Genomic DNA, 16,377 nt, shown 5'->3' with positions numbered 1-16,377 from the left:
CGTCTTCAGGGAGCGCGCCTATGCTGATCCTTCAATGCCCCTGCTGTGGCATCAAAGCCGAAGAAACCGAACTGCATTATGGCGGCGAGGCGCATCTGACCCGCTTCGGGCCGGGTTCCAGCGATGCCGAGTTCGAGACTTACCTCTTCACGCGTAAAAACCCCAAGGGCGTGCATTTCGAGCGCTGGCGCCATTCCGCAGGCTGCGGCAAGTGGTTTCTGGCCGCGCGCTGCACCGTGACTCTGGAAGTCTTCGCCACCTATTCGGCCCAGACCAAAGAGCCGCCGCAAGATGTGATCGACGCCATCCGCGCCAAACGCCCCGACTTCGAAGGTTACAGCAAATGAGCACCCGTCTGTCCAAAGGCGGTCGCCTGATCGACCGCGCGAAATCCCTGACCTTCATCTTCAACGGCAAGCCCATGCGCGGCTTTGCAGGCGATACGCTGGCCTCGGCAATCCTCGGCAATGGCCAGACGTTGCTGGGCCGTTCGTTCAAATATCACCGCCCGCGCGGCCTTGTTGGCTCGGGCGCGGAAGAGCCCAACGCGCTTGTGGGCCTTGGCCGCAATGCGCGGTTCGAACCCGACCAGCGCACCACCACGACCCTGCTGTTCGATCAGGCCGAGGTGAAGACCCAGAACCACTGGCCGAGCCTTGAGAATGACGTCGGGATCATCAACGACAAGCTCTACAAGTTCTTTCCCGCAGGGTTCTACTATAAGACCTTCATGGGGCCGAAAGCCGCATGGAAGCATCTTTACGAACCCATCATCCGCCGAGCCGCGGGTCTGGGCGATGCGCCGAAAGAGGCCGATGTCGACCGTTACGAACAGATATACGCCTATTGCGACGTGCTGGTTGCAGGTGGTGGCGTGGCCGGTATCGCAGCCGCGCTGAAAGCGGCGGGCGAGGGCAAGCGCGTCTGGCTGGTCGAGCAGACCGCCGCTTGGGGCGGTCGTGCGCCTGTGGATGGCGGCTTGATCGAGGGCATGGAGCCGCAGGCTTGGGTCGATGCCTCGATCGCCAAGCTGGAGGCGATGGAAAACGTCACTCTGCGCACCCGCTTCATGATTTCGGGTCTCTATAACCACGGCTATGTGCTGGGCTATGACACCGCAGGCGACAGCGAACCCGGTTCGGGCAAGCCGCGCCACCGTCTGTGGCGCATGCGTGTGGGGACCGTGGTCACCGCGACCGGCGCGATTGAACGTCCGCTGTCTTTCGCCTGCAATGATGTGCCGGGCGTGATGCTGGCCTCGGCTGTGCGCGACTATGTGGTGAATTGGGCCGTCAGCCCCGGCGACCGCACCGTGATTGTCACCAATAATGACGATGCTTACCGCACCGCCAAAGTGCTGCTGGATGCGGGCCTGACGGTGCCCGCGATCATCGACGCCCGCCCCGCCGCCACGGGCGCGCTGGCCGCCGAGATGAAGGCGCGTGGCGTGCGCGTGCTGGAAGGCCGTGGCATCACCAAGGTGCTGGGCTCGAAATCCGTGACGGGCGTCGAGATCTGCGCCCAGAACGGCGAGGGCGGGGTGATCGAGACCATCGCCTGTGACTGTGTCGCCATGTCGGGCGGCTGGTCTCCGGTCGTGCACCTGTGGTCGCATGTCGGCGGCAAGCTGAACTGGGACGAGGCGAATGCGATGTTCGTGCCGAACCTTGAGGCGCCGCCGCTGTCGCATGATGGTGCAGCACTCTGTGTTCCGGTGGGGGCGGCCAATGGCAAGCTGTCGCTGGCCGATATCGGCACCGAGGCGGGCGTCGATATGCAATGCGAACCCGAAGACCCGATGATGGCCGTCTGGCAGATGCCCGCAGGGGCGCCGGATGCGCTGCGCTTCAAATCCTTCCTCGATTTCCAGAACGATGTGAAGGTGTCGGACGTGCAGCTGGCCGCGCGCGAGGGTTACGAGTCGGTCGAGCATACCAAGCGCTATACCACGCTCGGCATGGCCACCGATCAGGGGAAACTCTCCAATATCAACGGCCTCGCCGTTCTGTCGGATGCGCTGGGTCAGGCGATCCCCGCCACTGGCACCACAACCTTCCGCCCGCCCTATACGCCGATCTCTTTCGGTGTTGTCACGGCTGAGGCGCGTGGTGATCTGTTCCAGCCCCTGCGTCGCACGCCCATTCAGGACTGGCACGAGAAGATGGGCGCCCATTGGGAACCCGTCGGCCAGTGGCGCCGCCCCTATACCTATGCCAAAGCGGGCGAAACGCATCGCCAGTCGGTCAATCGTGAAATCCTGAACACCCGCGAGAATGTGGGGATGCTGGATGCCTCGACGCTGGGCAAGATCTTGGTCAAAGGGCCGGATGCGGGGAAATTCCTCGACATGCTCTATACCAATATGATGTCCACGCTGAAGGTCGGCAAATGCCGCTATGGCCTGATGTGTAATGAAAACGGCTTCCTGATGGATGACGGTGTGGTCGCGCGTCTGAGCGAGGACACCTTCCTTGTGCATACCACCTCGGGCGGTGTCGCGCATATCCACGACTGGATGGAAGACTGGCTGCAATGCGAGTGGTGGGACTGGAAGGTCTATACCGCCAATGTCACCGAGAATTACGCCCAGATCGCAGTCGTCGGCCCCAAAGCCCGCAAGCTTCTGGAGAAACTCGGCGGCATGGATGTGTCCAAGGAAACTCTGCCCTTCATGGAATGGAAAGAGGGCGATCTGGGCGGTATTCCGGTGCGCATCTTCCGGATCTCCTTCTCGGGCGAGCTGTCCTACGAGATCGCGGCCCCTGCCAATATGGGGCTGGCGCTTTGGGAGAAGCTCTATGAAGCCGGTCAGGAATTCGGCGTGATGCCCTATGGCACCGAGGCGCTGCATGTGATGCGGGCCGAAAAGGGCTTTATCATGATCGGCGACGAGACCGATGGCACCGTCATCCCGCAGGACCTGGGTCTGCATTGGGCGATCTCCAAGAAGAAGGAAGACTTCCTTGGCAAGCGTGCCCATGCCCGTAAGGCCATGGCCAGCCCCGACCGCTGGCGTCTGGTCGGTCTGGAAACGCTGGATGGCTCGGTTCTACCCGATGGCGTCTATGCGCCCGCGCCCGGCAATAACGATATGGGCCAGCGCAATACCCAAGGCCGCGTGACCTCGACCTATTACTCGCCAACCCTCAAGAAGGGCATCGCCATGGCACTTGTCCATCGCGGGCCGGAACGGATGGGCGAAGAGATCGAGTTCCAGAATGAAACCGGTTTCGTGAAATGCCGGATCGTCGATCCGGTCTTCTACGACAAAGAAGGAGCAAAACAGGATGTCTGAGGCAATGACCGCTGTAAGTGCGCTGAATGGCAAGACGGTGTCCGGTTTCTGCACCGTGGCGGAAGGCGGCCTGCAGGGGATGATCACCCTGCGCGCCGATTTCGGGTCCAAAGCTTTGGCCGATGCGTTGGAATGGCTGGGGCTGTCGCTGCCCGAGCCGCGTAAGGTGGTGACCAAGGGCGCGAAATCGGTGCTATGGATGAGCCCCGACGAGCTGTTGATCCTTGTGCCCTATGCGGATGCTGTCTCGGTGGCCCATGCGATGGAGACTTCGCTGAAGGGCGAGCATTTCCTCGTGGCCAATGTCTCCGAGGCGCGGGCGATGTTCACCGTGACGGGGGCGCGTGCCGCCGAGGTGGTGATGAAGATCTCGCCCATCGATTTCGGCACGATGGCCCGCGACGAGGTCCGCCGCACCCGCACCGCCCAAACGGCGGCGGCGGTCTGGTGGTCGGGTGACGAGCAGCTGTCGCTGGTCTGCTTCCGCTCTTATGCGACCTATGTGATGGGCTTGCTGGAGGTCAGCGCCCGGCCGGGGGGCGAGCTGTTCTAATCTGCCCCGCCTGTAAGACACGAAAACGCGTCGGAAAATTTTCGGCGCGTTTTTCTGTCTTTGGGCTATCATGTTGTCAGGTAGGTGTAAGCGAACGGGAATAGAGCATTTTCAATCGGGTTTTACCCGCACTTCAACCTAAGGATAGAACGTCTATGTCAGAGAAATCGGGATATTCGTCATTACAGATTTTATTGCACTGGTCTGTCGCCATTCTGGTCGTGTTCAACTATTTCTATAGCGAAGGCATGGGGAAGGCGGCCCATCAGCATCTTGAGGGCACAACCGGCCCGCTGCCGCTGAACCCGCAGATCCATGTCTGGGTCGGGGTGGCGGTGCTGGTGCTGACCCTACTGCGCGCCGTTTTGCGCAAGACCCGCGGGGCACCCGATGTGCCGGGCGAGGGGCTTTTCAAGATGGCGGGGCTTTGGGGGCATCGCCTGCTCTATCTTCTGTTGCTTGTCGTGCCCTTGCTGGGAATGGCTGTGTGGTTTTTGGGCCTTGATGCGGCGGGGGATATCCATGCGCTGCTGGCCAATGCCTTGCTGATCCTTGCGGGAATTCATGCCGCAATGGGCATTTTCCACCAATATGTGCTGAAAGACGGCCTGCTTGTGCGGATGATGAAACCGGAGCGTTAGATCGCCCGATAGCCAAAGGGCACCCGAACGGGTGCCCTTTTCCTGTCTGCTATGATCTCGAACCGGCGCTTAGGCCAGCTTTTTGATCCATGCGTCGAAGGCTGCCATGATCTTGCCCATGAATTCGCGGGTGCCCTCATTGGACATCTTGCCGTTTTCGTCGAACAGGGTGTGGATGGCCCCGATATAGGCCTCGGGTTGCTGCACCACCGGCATATCAAGGAAGACAAGCGACTGGCGCAGATGGTGGTTGGCCCCAAAGCCCGCAATGCCGCCCATCGAGCCCGAAACGACAAGCGCCGGTTTGCCGGCCCAGACACTCTGGCCATAGGGGCGCGACCCGATATCGAGCGCGTTCTTGATCGAGGCGGGCACCGAGCGGTTATATTCGGGGGTGACAAACATCACGGCATCGGCGGATTTGATATCGGCGCGCAGGCGGGTCCACTGGCTGGGAACGTCGCCCTCGTCGAGATCGGGGTTGTAAAGCGGCAGATCGCCCAGTTCGACAAAGGCGAATTCGTAGCCCTCGGGGGCTTCGTCTACAAGCGTCTGTGCGATCATACGGTTGAAGGACCCTTTGCGCAGCGATCCCACAAGAATGGCAATTTTCTTAGACATTTTCATCTCCAATTCACGGGTCAACCACCCGTTTGACGGAAAGGTAGATCCGGCGCGCGGCTGTCGCAATGCCTCAAATAAGGACAGAACCTGTGCAGCCCTGCACCAGCTTTGTCAGGGGCTGTGGGTCTTGGGGCAAGGTGCTGAAATAGTTGAGGGAAATACCATATTTTCTGTTGCGGGCACAGAACAGCCCCTTGACCTCGGCCGTTAGCGGGCTTCTATTGAGCGCGAAGACATTCACTATCCGTCAAGAAGGGGTTTACCCATGGCTTTCGAACTTCCCGATCTTCCTTATGCACATGACGCACTTGCCGATCTGGGCATGTCGAAGGAAACGCTGGAATATCACCACGACCTTCACCACAACGCCTATGTCACCACCGGCAACAAGCTGATTGCTGGCACCGAATGGGAAGGCAAATCGGTCGAAGAGATCATCAAAGGCACCTATAATGCTTCGGCAGTGGCGCAAAACGGCATCTTCAACAATGCCTCGCAGCACTGGAACCACACCCAGTTCTGGGAAATGATGGGTCCGGCGGGCAAAACCATGCCGACCGAGCTGGAAAAAGCGATCACCGAGTCCTTCGGTTCGGTCGACAAGTTCAAGGAAGATTTCGCCGCAGCAGGCGCGGGCCAGTTCGGTTCGGGCTGGGCGTGGCTGGTGAAAGACACCGATGGCGCGCTGAAAGTCACCAAAACCGAAAACGGCGTGAACCCGCTGTGCTTTGGTCAGACCGCTCTGCTGGGCTGCGACGTGTGGGAACACTCCTACTACATCGACTTCCGCAACAAGCGTCCGGCCTACCTGTCGAACTTCCTCGACAAGCTGGTCAACTGGGAAAATGTTGCCTCGCGTCTGTGACCCGAGCAATATCCCTGACGAAAGGCGCCCCAAGGGGCGCCTTTTTTGTTTACCCCACCGGGCTGTGAACGCCCGTGTCGGAACGGGCCTGCGGGGCGGGCGTTTTCTTTCCACTGTTCACGGAAAGAAGGAGGCAGCTATGGCCAAGCTCGATACCAAGAAACTGGATACCGGCACATGGGTGGTGATCGCGGATGGCGAGAAGGCGCTATTTCTGGAAAATATCACCGATGCGAAAGACCCCAATCTGACAGTGCGCCATGTCGCCATGCAGGAGAACCCGCCCGACCGCGCGCAGGGCACCGACCGTCCGGGCCGGATGGCCGATAACGGGCCGGGGCAGAAATCGGCCTTTGACGAGACCGACTGGCACCAGCTGGCCAAGGACCGTTTTGCCGAGGATCTGGCCGAGCAGCTTTATAAGCTGGCCCATAAGGGCGCCTATAAGCGTCTCGTGATTGCGGCCAGCCCGAAGGTGCTGGGGGTGCTTCGGCCTGCGCTGCATAAGGAGGTCACCGATAAGCTGGTGGCGGAAATTCCGAAAACCTATACCAATGCGCCGCGCGACCAGATCGAACGCTGGCTCTGCGCCGATCTGGCCGCCTAGGCTTTGCGTTTGGTGCCAAGGCGCGGTGGCGGATAAGGCGCGTGCCTCGGCACCTCGGGCCGCTATCTCCGACGTTTTGTCGCTCTGCGGGGGCGTCTCTGCCGATGCCGCACCTTCGGGGGCGGCATTGTGCATTGGGGCAGGGGGCACTGGCATCGGCAGAGGCTTGCTTTTCTGCCGGTCGAGGCGCACACCGCCTGTCTGGCCGCTTTCGGGTCAGGTGATCTGACAGGGCGGGAATGATATGACCGAAGCAGGCAAGGGTGTTGTTGCAATCATCAGTTGCTGCACGATCTGGGGATTGTCGGGGCTGTTCTTCGCGGTCTTGCGCCATGTGCCGGTGATCGAGGTGCTTGCCCACAGGACGCTCTGGTCGGCGGTGCTGTTCATGGTCATTCTGGCACTAAAGGGCAAGCTGCCGGCGCTGCGTGTGGCGCTGCGGCCGAAGTCGCTTGGCATCATCACTCTGGCGTCGCTTTGCGTGACGGCGAACTGGTTCACCTATGTCTGGGCGATCCATAACGGGCATCCGGTGGAGGCGAGCTTCGGATATTATATCTCGCCGCTGCTTTCGGTCATGCTGGGGGTGGTCGTCCTGCGTGAAAAGCTGGGCAGCCTGCAGGTGGTGGCCATTGGGCTGGTCGCTGTGGCGGTGATCTATATGGGCATCGCACAGGGCCATGCGCCGGTTATTCCGCTGATTCTGGCGGTGACGTTTGGGATGTACGGGCTGATCAAGAAACAGCTGAAAACCGAACCGCTGGTCACGGTGACTGTCGAGGTTCTGGTGCTGGCTCCGATCTCGGCGGTGTATCTGATCGGGCTGGAACTGGGCTGGTTCGGCCCTGCCCATGCCGGACATTTCGGGCGCGATACGACAGAGACGCTGTTTCTGGTGCTCTCGGCCTGCCTGACAGCGGTGCCGCTGATGCTGTTTTCCTACGCGGCCCAACGCCTGCGTCTGGCGACGCTGGGGTTGATACAATATCTCAACCCGACGCTACAGCTGACCGTGGCGGTGCTGCTGCTGGCCGACCCCTTGCAACCGGTGCAGATGATGGTCCTGCCGGTGATCTGGCTGGCCTTGGCGCTTTATTCGCTGTCGGGGTTTCGGGGCGCTGCGCGGAAGGCCCAGCCCTCCGCGTGATTTGGCAGGCAGGGGGTCAGGCGGTGAAGGCGGCGTCCAGTGCGGCTTCAAGCGCGGGCACCGTGTCGGCCCATGTCAGGAAAGTGCCAAGGCTGGGATCGGCAAAGCCCTCGATGATCACCTGCTCGATCAGGCGGCGCAGAGGCTCCCAGTATCCATCGGTATTCAGGATGAAAATCGGCTTTTTGTGCAGGCCGATCTGACGCCATGTGAGAACTTCGAAAATCTCGTCAAGCGAACCGGCCCCGCCCGGTAGCAAGACGATGGCATCCGAATTCATGAACATCACCTTTTTGCGCTCATGCATGGTTTCGGTGACGATATAGCTGGTCAGGTCACGCTTGCCGACCTCGCGCGAGAACAGGTGTTCGGGGATAACGCCGAAGGTCTCTCCCTGTGCCTGTTGTGTGGCGCGGGCAACCGCCCCCATCAGTCCCACATCGCCTGCGCCATAAACCAGCCGCCAGCCACGATGCGCCAGCATCCGGCCCGTCTCGGTCGCGGCCTGTTCGTAGCTTGGTTGCGCACCAAGACGGGAACCGCAGAAGACGCAGACGGAGGGGCGGGGCTGGGTCATGGGAATCTCTTTCTTTTTTGCTCGGAATATCAGCGGGTTTGCAGGGGCCTGCCTTGCATAAACTTGTTGTATGGTCATACGCCCGCCGCTAGGCTCCCGCAAGGGAAGAGCGCGGGGTGCGGGTCCCAAGGAGTTCGCACGCAATGAGCACGGTATCACGAAAACACCTGATCCTCGGGGTCGCAATGGCAGCCCTTGTCGGGGGGGCGGGGCTTTGGTGGATGCGCCATCTGCCCGATCCGTCGCCCGCGCCAGACACGGCACCGGATGCCGCGCCGCCCGCGTCTGCGACGGCCCCTGATGCGACGGCCCCTAGTGCTGTAACGGCCACCGGGCGGGCCGGGGCCGGTCTTTCTGTCGCACAAGCGCCCGCGCCAGAGGCCGATCCCGACCGCGGGCGCTTCGACAATCTGCATGTCACGCCTGACGGGGCCGTGACGCTGGCCGGTCGTGCCGCGCCCGACGCGCATGTGACGGTGCTGGTGGATGGCGCCGTTATGGCCGAAGTGGTGGCCGATGCCGCCGGCAGTTTCGCCACACAGTTCGAGGTCACGCCGTCGGATGTGCCGCAATCTGTCCGTTTGCGGGTGGTGCGGGCAGGGCAGGCGGCTGTCGAAAGCCCCGAGACATTGCAGATTGCGCCGCTTCTGGCGGTGCCGGTCGCCTCGGAAGCGGTGGCGGATGCGGCCACCGCGCCCGATACCCCGCCCGCCGCTGTCCCGCGTCCGCTCATCACCGATGCGCAGGGCGCGCGTGTGCTCGGGCCGGCGCTGGACCGTCTGGCGATAGACACCCTTTCCTATGACGCGAAAGGCGATGTGGTGATTGCCGGACGGGGCTTGGCCGATGGCGCTCGGCTGGTGGTCTATCTGGACAACCGTCAGGTGGCCCTATCCGCGCCTGCGCGCCGCAACGAGGCGGGGTGGCAGCTTGATCTGCCCGAGATCGCGCCGGGCACCTACCAGCTGCGGGTCGATGCGGTGGCGGCGGATGGTCAGGTGGTGTCGCGGGCCGAAACGCCCTTCTTGCGCGAGACGCCGCAGGTCCTTGCCGATGCGGTGGCCGAAAGCAATGGCGCTGCGACAGAGGCCAAGATCCTGACCGTGCAGCCGGGCAATACGCTTTGGGCCATTGCGCATGCGGCCTATGGCGACGGGTTTCTCTATGTCCGCGTATTCGAGGCCAATCGCGACCAGATCCGCAATCCCGATCTGATCTATCCCGGACAGGTCTTCAATCTGCCGCAATAACCGCGGGTTGGCAGAGACGTCCTGTTTGATTAGGTTGCGGCGGGCAGCCCAGCCGAAAGATGCCAGATATGCCGCCCGATACCTCTTTGCCCCCCGATGACGCCAAGGCCGACCGCAAGCGCGGCTGGACGCTGATCCGCTTTATCCTGCCCTATCTGTGGCCTGCCGAGGCCGCTTGGGTCCGGCGCAGGGTGGTGTGGGCGATGCTGCTGCTGGTGACGGCCAAGGTCATCACGCTGCTGACGCCCTATCTTTACAAGCTCGCCGTCGATACGCTGTCGGGCGATGCCCGCGATCCGGCGCTTCTGCTGCCGCTCGGGGCGGTCGCGCTGACCGTGGCCTATGGGGTGGCACGGTTTCTGTCTTCGGGCGTGAGTGAATTGCGCAATGCGATTTTCGCGCCGGTGCAGATGCGCGCGACCAAGGATATCGCGCTCAAGACTTTCCGGCATATGCATATGTTGTCACTGCGATACCACATCGGGCGCAAGACCGGCGCGATCACGCGGATTATCGAACGGGGGGTGAAGGCCAGCGAGGTCTTCCTGTCATTCCTGCTGTTCAACATTCTGCCGATGGTCATCGAGATGCTCTTCGTGCTGGTGATTTTTGCCGTCGCTTTCGACTGGCGCTATGCGCTGGTGCTGCTGGTGACGATCATGGCCTATGTGGTCTTCACGCTGAAAGTGACCGAATGGCGGGTGCGGGTGCGCCAGCGGATGAATAAGGCCGATCAGGAGGCCAACCAGAAGGCGATCGACAGTCTGCTCAATTACGAGACGGTCAAATATTTCAATGCCGATGCGTGGGAGATGTCGCGATACGATGCCTCTATGGCGGATTATGCGAAGGCCGCGATCCGCACCGATCGCTCGCTGGCCTTTCTGAATGCAGGGCAGGCGCTGATCATCTCGTCCGGACTGTGTGCGGTGATGGTGATGGCGGCAATGGAGACCATGCGCGGGGCGCTGAGCGTGGGCGATTTTGTCATGGTGCAGGCCTATATGATCCAGATCACCACGCCGCTGAATTTCCTTGGCTCGGTCTATCGCAATATCCGGCAGGGTCTGACCGATATGGGCGAGATGCATGACCTGCTGGAACAACTGCCCGAGGTGCAGGACAAGCCCGATGCGACGCCCTTGCAGGTGACGGGCGGGCATGTGACCTTCCGCGATGTGCGGTTCCACTATATGCCCGAACGCCCGATCCTGAAGGGCATCAGCCTTGATGTGGCGCCGGGCCAGACGGTGGCTTTGGTCGGGCCCTCGGGGTCGGGGAAATCGACCATCGGCCGGTTGATGTTCCGTTTTTATGATGTGACGGGGGGCGGGGTCGAGATTGACGGGCAGGATCTGCGCGATGTGACGCAATCCTCGCTGCATGCGGCGATCGGTGTCGTGCCGCAGGATACGGTGCTGTTTAACGACAGTGTGGGCTATAATATCGCCTATGCCCGCCCGCAGGCCACGCGCGACGAGGTGATTGCCGCCGCGAAAGCCGCCCGTATCCACGACTTCATCGAAAGCCTCCCCGAGGGCTATGACACGCAGGTGGGCGAGCGCGGGCTGAAGCTTTCGGGCGGCGAGAAACAGCGCGTGGGGATTGCCCGCACCATTCTGAAAAACCCGCCAATCCTGCTGCTGGACGAGGCGACCTCGGCGCTGGATACCCAGACCGAGCGCGATATTCAGGCCTCGCTGGCCGAGGCGGGGCAGGGGCGCACGGTGATCACCATCGCGCACCGCCTCTCGACCATTGTCGATGCGGATCAGATTGTCGTGATGGAGGCGGGCGAGATCGTCGAACGGGGGCGCCACGAGGCGCTTTTGGCCAAGGGCGGGCGCTATGCCCGTATGTGGGCGCGCCAATCGGCAGAAATTGAACGTGAAGACGGGGCTCAAAGCTAGCCTGTGCCCGCCTGCCCTTGCCGGAGGGGGAGGCTTGCGTATAAGAAAGGCCGGAACAGGTCGGGCAAGCTTCGCCCGACAGGCGGGATTCTTCTGCGACCCGCTGGCAAGACGAAGGAGTGCGGCCCGTGAGCGAGACCGACAGTTTCATCGACGAAGTCACCGAAGAGGTGCGTCGCGACCGTCTTTACCGCGTGTTCAAACGCTGGGGATGGGTGGGCGTTCTGGCGGTGCTTGCCATTGTGGGCGGGGCGGCATGGAACGAATACCAGACCCAGCAGCGTGATGCTGCGGCGCAAAGCTTTGGTGACGGGGTGATGGCGGCGATGAAAGCCGAAGATCCGCTGGCGGCGCTGAAAGATGTTCCGGCCGAAGGGGCGCGGGCCGGTGTGCTGGATCTGGTGGCAGGGGCCACCGCATTGGAGGACGGCAAGACCGATCAGGCCGTGACCCATTTTCAAGCCGCCGCCGATAATCAGGCCCTGCCGCCCAGCTTGCACGATCTGGCGCGTCTGAAACTGATCCTTGCGCAAGGGGCGCAGATGCCCGCGTCCGAACGCGATGCCATGCTGGCCGATCTGGCCAAGCCCGGAGCGCCCTATTCCGAACTGGCACAGGAACAGCAGATTCTGGTGCTGGTGGCAGATGGCAAAACCGATGAGGCCATCAGCCAGGCGCAATCCATGCTGCAGGAGGCTGATCTGACCTCGGGGGTGCAGCAACGCCTGACGCAGCTTATTGTGGCCCTTGGTGGCGAGATGAAACAGGGCTGAGCCCTTGCGCGGGCAGGCTGCCCGCGTATTTCCGAAGTAACATTGACGGCAGGAGTAGCGCGGTGAAGCTTGTTCACAAAATGGCGGCCCTTGGCATGATGCTGGCGGTTTCCGCCTGCGAAAAGGAAGTTGTCCTTCAGGGCGATCGGCTTGATCCGCGCGATGTGCTCTCCGATACCGCAACCGAGGTGGCTCCTGTCACCTCGACGGCGCTCAGCCTGCCCGCTGTGACCGCCAATGCCGACTGGCCCCAACGTGCCGGCGGTCCGACCCACCACGCGCCGAATGCGGCCATCGGGCAGGGAACGACGCTGGTCTGGCAGGCAGGGATCGGGCAGGGGGATGCCCGCAAATACCGCATTACCTCGGATCCGGTCGTGTTGGGAGGGCGGATCTTTACGCTCGACAGCCATACCGATGTCACCGCCACCTCGACCTCGGGGCAGACATTGTGGCGCGCCAATCTGGTGCCGGCCAATGAAACCCCCGGCTCGGCTTCGGGCGGTGGTCTGGCCGCTTCGGGCAATACGCTGTTTGTGACCACGGGCTATGGCGAGCTGGTGGCGGTGGATACAGCGTCCGGCAATGTGCGCTGGCGTCAGGATTTCGGCGTCTCGATCGGTGGCGCGCCGACCGTGGCGGATGGTCTGGTCTATGTCGTTGCGCGTGACGGTTCGGCATGGGCGATCCGTCCGGCAGATGGCAAAGTGGAATGGCAGATGCAGGGCGGGGCCTCGCCCTCGGCCATGACGGGGGTCTCGGCCCCTGCGGTGGGGGGCAATACGGCTGTCTTCCCCTTCCCCTCGGGGGATCTGATGGCCACGCTGCCCAAAGGCGGTTTCGACATGTGGCAGGCCCGCGTTCCGGGCCGCCGTCTGGGCCGTGCCTTCGGGAGCATCGTTGATCTGACGGGCGATCCCGTCATCGTGGGCGATGTCGTCTATGCAGGCACCTCGGCAGGCCGGTCTGCCGCCTTCGATCTGGCATCGGGCAAGCAGAAATGGGTGGCCAAAACAGGGGCGACCTCGCCGCTGGTCGTGGCGGGCGGTTCGGTCTTCCTGATTTCGGATGAAGCCAAGCTGACCCGTCTTGATGCCGCCACCGGTGCCGAGATCTATGCCGTGGATATGCCCTATTACGTTAAGGAAAAGCCGAAGAAACAACAGGCGATCTATGCGCATTACGGGCCGGTTCTGGCCGGCAACAAGCTGTTTGTCGCCTCGTCCGACAACCGTCTGCGGGTGTTCGATCCGGCCTCGGGCAAGCTTCTGGCAGCGGTCGATCTGCCCGGCGGTGCGGCTTCGGCCCCTGTGGTGGCAGGCGGTACGCTTTATGTCGTTTCGCGCGATGGCAAGCTTCTGGCCTATCGCTGAGGGGTTTGATCGAAGGAAGCCGGGCTTTTGCCCGGTTTTCTTTTAACAGTGTTTGACCCGCGCCCGCGTCCCGTGTAGGAGACGCGTTCGAATCCGCGCATCCCGTACGGGGCTGCGCCGCCCAAGGAGGGCCTTATGAGCTTTACCCTCGCGATCGTTGGTCGCCCTAATGTCGGCAAGTCGACCCTGTTCAACCGTCTGGTCGGCAAGCGTCTGGCGCTTGTCGATGACACGCCCGGTGTGACCCGCGACCTGCGCGAGGGCGACGCGCGCCTTGGCGATCTGCGCTTTATCGTGATCGATAGCGCCGGTCTGGAGCTGGCCGAGGATGACAGCCTTCAAGGCCGTATGCGCCGCCTGACCGAGCGCGCGGTGGAAGAGGCCGATATCTGTCTCTTCGTGGTGGATGCCCGTGTCGGTGTGACCCCTGCCGACGAGATCTTCGCCGATATCCTGCGCCGCAAGAATGCCAATGTGATTCTGGCCGCCAATAAGGCCGAAGGCAATGCCGGTGAGGCAGGCGCCCTGGAGGCCTGGAGCCTCGGTCTGGGCGAGCCGCTGCGGATTTCGGCAGAGCATGGCGAGGGCATGGATGACCTTTACCATGTGCTGCGCCCGCTGGCCGATGACTTCGCCGCCAAGAATGTGGCCGCGATCCCCGAGACCGATGTGGTGATCGAGGATGAGCTGTCCGAAGATGACATCCCCGCCTATATCCCGCCCTCGGCGGCCAAACCGCTGCAGCTTGCCGTGATCGGTCGTCCGAATGCGGGGAAGTCGACGCTGATCAACAAGATCCTCAATGAGGACCGCCTGCTGACCGGCCCCGAGGCAGGCATCACCCGCGATGCGATCTCGGTGAAGACCGACTATATGGGCACGCCGATGCGCATCTGGGACACTGCCGGTATGCGCAAGAAGGCCCGCGTGAACGAAAAGCTGGAAAAGCTTTCCGTGGCCGATGGTCTGCGCGCCGTACGCTTTGCCGAGGTCGTGGTGGTTCTCTTGGATGTGAATATCCCGTTTGAAACGCAGGATCTACGGATTGCCGATTTCGCGGAAACCGAGGGCCGTGCCGTTGTTGTGGCGGCCAATAAATGGGACCTCGAAGACGATAAGCCCGCGAAGCTTCTGGAACTGCGCGAGGCCTTCGAGCGCCTTCTGCCGCAGCTCAAAGGCGCGCCGCTGGTGACCGTTTCAGCGAAAACCGGCAAGGGGCTTGACCGCCTTCATGCCGCGATCCTGAAGGCGCATGAGGTCTGGAACCGCCGTGTGCCCACCGCGAAACTGAACAACTGGCTGTCGGCCATGACCGAGGCGCACCCGCCGCCCGCTCCCGGTGGCCGCCGGATCAAGCTGCGCTATATGACGCAGGCCAAGACGCGCCCGCCAGGATTTGTGGTGAAGGCCACCCATACCGACAAGATCCCCGAAGCCTATGGCCGCTATCTGGTGAACGGGCTGCGTGAGAGCTTTGATATGGGGGGCACGCCGATCCGGATCTATTTCCGCGATCAGGGTAAGGCCAACCCCTATAAGGATAAGAAGAAATCCATCCCTTCGCGTCTTAAAAAACACGTGGATGCCAAGAAACAGGCCGCGTTCAAATCCGCTGCTGCCGAACGTCGCAAGACCAAAGACAAAAGCAAAGACGACTAAGAAAAACCCCGGCCTGTGTGCCGGGGTTTCTTTTTGACCTCTCGCCGATAGGGCGGTTAATGGGAATAGCCATGTCGCGGGCTGCGCGGCTGCCAGAAGGTCAGGACCAGCAGGGCCAGCGCGTAGATGCAGGCTGGCAGCATGATAACGTCATGGCCCCAGTTTGCCGCGATCACCCCGATCAAGGCCCAGATCACGCCAAGGGCATAACCACGTGGCGGGCGCAGCCATAAAATCAGTGTCAGGCTGATCGCCGCCACCAGTGACAGCATCAGAAGGGTGACCACCGTTTCGGAGCCGATATTATAGCCGATCAGCACCACGCCCGTCCCTACGGCAGAGGCAGCGGTCAGCCAGCCTGCGTAAAGCGAGATCGGCCAGGACAGCAGCGCGGACTCAAGCGTGCGAGGCGCGCGCGCCATTGCCCAGACAGCGGCTGCCCACATGATCCAGATTTGCAGCGTGGCAAGCCAAGGCTGCGATGTGGCAACCACAAGCCAGCTTGCGCCAAGGGCCAGCGACAGAAAAAGCGGCCAGCGCGGTTGGTCCCAGCCAGAGACCTCGGCGCGTTTGAACAGCCCCCACGCCGCGTGGATCACCAGCCACAGATAGATCAGCGACCAGATCGAGAATGCCCATCCCGCCGGTTGCACGGCGGGTTTGTCCACGGGGTTGGGGAACATGCTGGGATCATACCCTTTGAACGAGGGAGACCAGAGCGGCGAGAGAACGAAAGCCAGTGTCGCGACGAAAAGCAGAATGGCTTTCATGCGGAAGGTTTGGCGGAACATTGCGGACTGTCCTGCAGTTGTTTCCAGCAGGAACGCGCCAGAGTTCCGAAAGTTCCCTTCGGGGTCAAATAAATCCCAGATGATCCAGCGCCGCCTTGGCTGTGCCGGAGGGCGCGCTTTCGGCCTCGTTGAGGGCATGCACGATCTTGGTCAGCTTGCGCTCGTAGCAGAGCTGCGAGACATAGGCCGCAATCGAGACGTCATCCATGTCACAGATCTCGCGGGCGAGGTGTTCCGGATCTTGCAGAAGACGGGTCATGATCGGTTCTCCGTTCCATCGGGTGGCGTAACCTTAATATATAATGAAAAACG

The 16,377-nt window shown here is 61.9% G+C and carries 16 protein-coding genes; 12 read left to right on the top strand and 4 right to left on the bottom strand.

The window, feature by feature from the left end:
• Positions 1-20: 20 nt before the first annotated feature.
• The 4 genes from WDB86_RS05490 (at position 21) to WDB86_RS05475 (ending at position 4,489) form a co-directional block, all read left to right on the top strand.
• On the top strand, positions 21-347 hold the full coding sequence (locus WDB86_RS05490; RefSeq protein ID WP_339106942.1) for a sarcosine oxidase subunit delta: 327 nt from the start codon (positions 21-23) through the stop codon (positions 345-347).
• Positions 344-3,295 carry a sarcosine oxidase subunit alpha family protein gene (locus WDB86_RS05485; protein WP_406736835.1) on the top strand — a complete coding sequence of 984 codons (2,952 nt, stop codon included), beginning with the start codon at positions 344-346 and terminating at the stop codon, positions 3,293-3,295. Before WDB86_RS05490 ends, WDB86_RS05485 begins: the two co-directional genes overlap by 4 nt.
• A complete protein-coding gene (locus WDB86_RS05480; protein ID WP_406736834.1) occupies positions 3,288-3,848 on the top strand; it encodes a sarcosine oxidase subunit gamma in 561 nt (186 codons plus the stop codon). Before WDB86_RS05485 ends, WDB86_RS05480 begins: the two co-directional genes overlap by 8 nt.
• Before the next feature lie 155 nt (positions 3,849-4,003).
• Positions 4,004-4,489 carry a cytochrome b gene (locus WDB86_RS05475; RefSeq protein WP_406736833.1) on the top strand — a complete coding sequence of 162 codons (486 nt, stop codon included), beginning with the start codon at positions 4,004-4,006 and terminating at the stop codon, positions 4,487-4,489.
• Between the two features lie 69 nt (positions 4,490-4,558).
• On the opposite strand, the gene WDB86_RS05470 is transcribed toward WDB86_RS05475, so the two are convergent.
• Entirely contained in the window at positions 4,559-5,116 is a 558-nt protein-coding gene (locus tag WDB86_RS05470) for an NADPH-dependent FMN reductase (RefSeq protein WP_406720525.1), read from the bottom strand.
• 262 nt (positions 5,117-5,378) lie between these two features.
• Here WDB86_RS05470 and WDB86_RS05465 point away from each other — a divergent pair, with 262 nt between their 5' ends.
• The 3 genes from WDB86_RS05465 (at position 5,379) to rarD (ending at position 7,732) form a co-directional block, all read left to right on the top strand.
• A complete protein-coding gene (locus WDB86_RS05465; RefSeq protein WP_339106947.1) occupies positions 5,379-5,978 on the top strand; it encodes a superoxide dismutase in 600 nt (199 codons plus the stop codon).
• Positions 5,979-6,117: 139 nt separating this feature from the next.
• Complete coding sequence (locus tag WDB86_RS05460) at positions 6,118-6,585, top strand: host attachment family protein (protein ID WP_406736832.1); 468 nt, start codon at positions 6,118-6,120, stop codon at positions 6,583-6,585.
• A gap of 244 nt (positions 6,586-6,829) precedes the next feature.
• A complete protein-coding gene (rarD, locus tag WDB86_RS05455) occupies positions 6,830-7,732 on the top strand; it encodes an EamA family transporter RarD (RefSeq protein ID WP_406736831.1) in 903 nt (300 codons plus the stop codon).
• A gap of 16 nt (positions 7,733-7,748) precedes the next feature.
• On the opposite strand, the gene WDB86_RS05450 is transcribed toward rarD, so the two are convergent.
• The gene (locus WDB86_RS05450; RefSeq protein WP_339106950.1) at positions 7,749-8,309 is read right to left on the bottom strand and encodes a TIGR00730 family Rossman fold protein; all 561 of its coding nucleotides are present in this window, start codon (positions 8,307-8,309) and stop codon (positions 7,749-7,751) included.
• A gap of 143 nt (positions 8,310-8,452) precedes the next feature.
• On the opposite strand from WDB86_RS05450, the gene WDB86_RS05445 reads away from it, so the two are divergent.
• The 5 genes from WDB86_RS05445 (at position 8,453) to der (ending at position 15,274) form a co-directional block, all read left to right on the top strand.
• The gene (locus tag WDB86_RS05445; RefSeq protein WP_406736830.1) at positions 8,453-9,559 is read left to right on the top strand and encodes a LysM peptidoglycan-binding domain-containing protein; all 1,107 of its coding nucleotides are present in this window, start codon (positions 8,453-8,455) and stop codon (positions 9,557-9,559) included.
• Between the two features lie 68 nt (positions 9,560-9,627).
• Positions 9,628-11,469 (top strand): ABCB family ABC transporter ATP-binding protein/permease, encoded by a 1,842-nt coding sequence (locus WDB86_RS05440; RefSeq protein ID WP_406736829.1) that lies wholly within the window; start codon positions 9,628-9,630, stop codon positions 11,467-11,469.
• A gap of 128 nt (positions 11,470-11,597) precedes the next feature.
• Positions 11,598-12,242, top strand: a complete 645-nt coding sequence (locus WDB86_RS05435) for a tetratricopeptide repeat protein (protein ID WP_339106953.1) — start codon at positions 11,598-11,600, stop codon at positions 12,240-12,242.
• A gap of 62 nt (positions 12,243-12,304) precedes the next feature.
• Positions 12,305-13,615 (top strand): PQQ-binding-like beta-propeller repeat protein, encoded by a 1,311-nt coding sequence (locus WDB86_RS05430; protein ID WP_339106954.1) that lies wholly within the window; start codon positions 12,305-12,307, stop codon positions 13,613-13,615.
• Positions 13,616-13,750: 135 nt separating this feature from the next.
• Complete coding sequence (gene der / locus WDB86_RS05425; RefSeq protein ID WP_339106955.1) at positions 13,751-15,274, top strand: ribosome biogenesis GTPase Der; 1,524 nt, start codon at positions 13,751-13,753, stop codon at positions 15,272-15,274.
• Positions 15,275-15,330: 56 nt separating this feature from the next.
• On the opposite strand, the gene WDB86_RS05420 is transcribed toward der, so the two are convergent.
• Complete coding sequence (locus tag WDB86_RS05420; RefSeq protein ID WP_406736828.1) at positions 15,331-16,065, bottom strand: hypothetical protein; 735 nt, start codon at positions 16,063-16,065, stop codon at positions 15,331-15,333.
• A gap of 64 nt (positions 16,066-16,129) precedes the next feature.
• Positions 16,130-16,324 (bottom strand): hypothetical protein, encoded by a 195-nt coding sequence (locus WDB86_RS05415; RefSeq protein WP_406736827.1) that lies wholly within the window; start codon positions 16,322-16,324, stop codon positions 16,130-16,132.
• Positions 16,325-16,377 lie beyond the last annotated feature (53 nt).

Source organism: Thioclava sp. GXIMD4215, assembly GCF_045291555.1.
In the GTDB taxonomy this organism is placed as follows: Bacteria; Pseudomonadota; Alphaproteobacteria; order Rhodobacterales; family Rhodobacteraceae; genus Thioclava; species Thioclava litoralis.
This window is presented reverse-complemented; position numbering and strand designations above follow the sequence as displayed.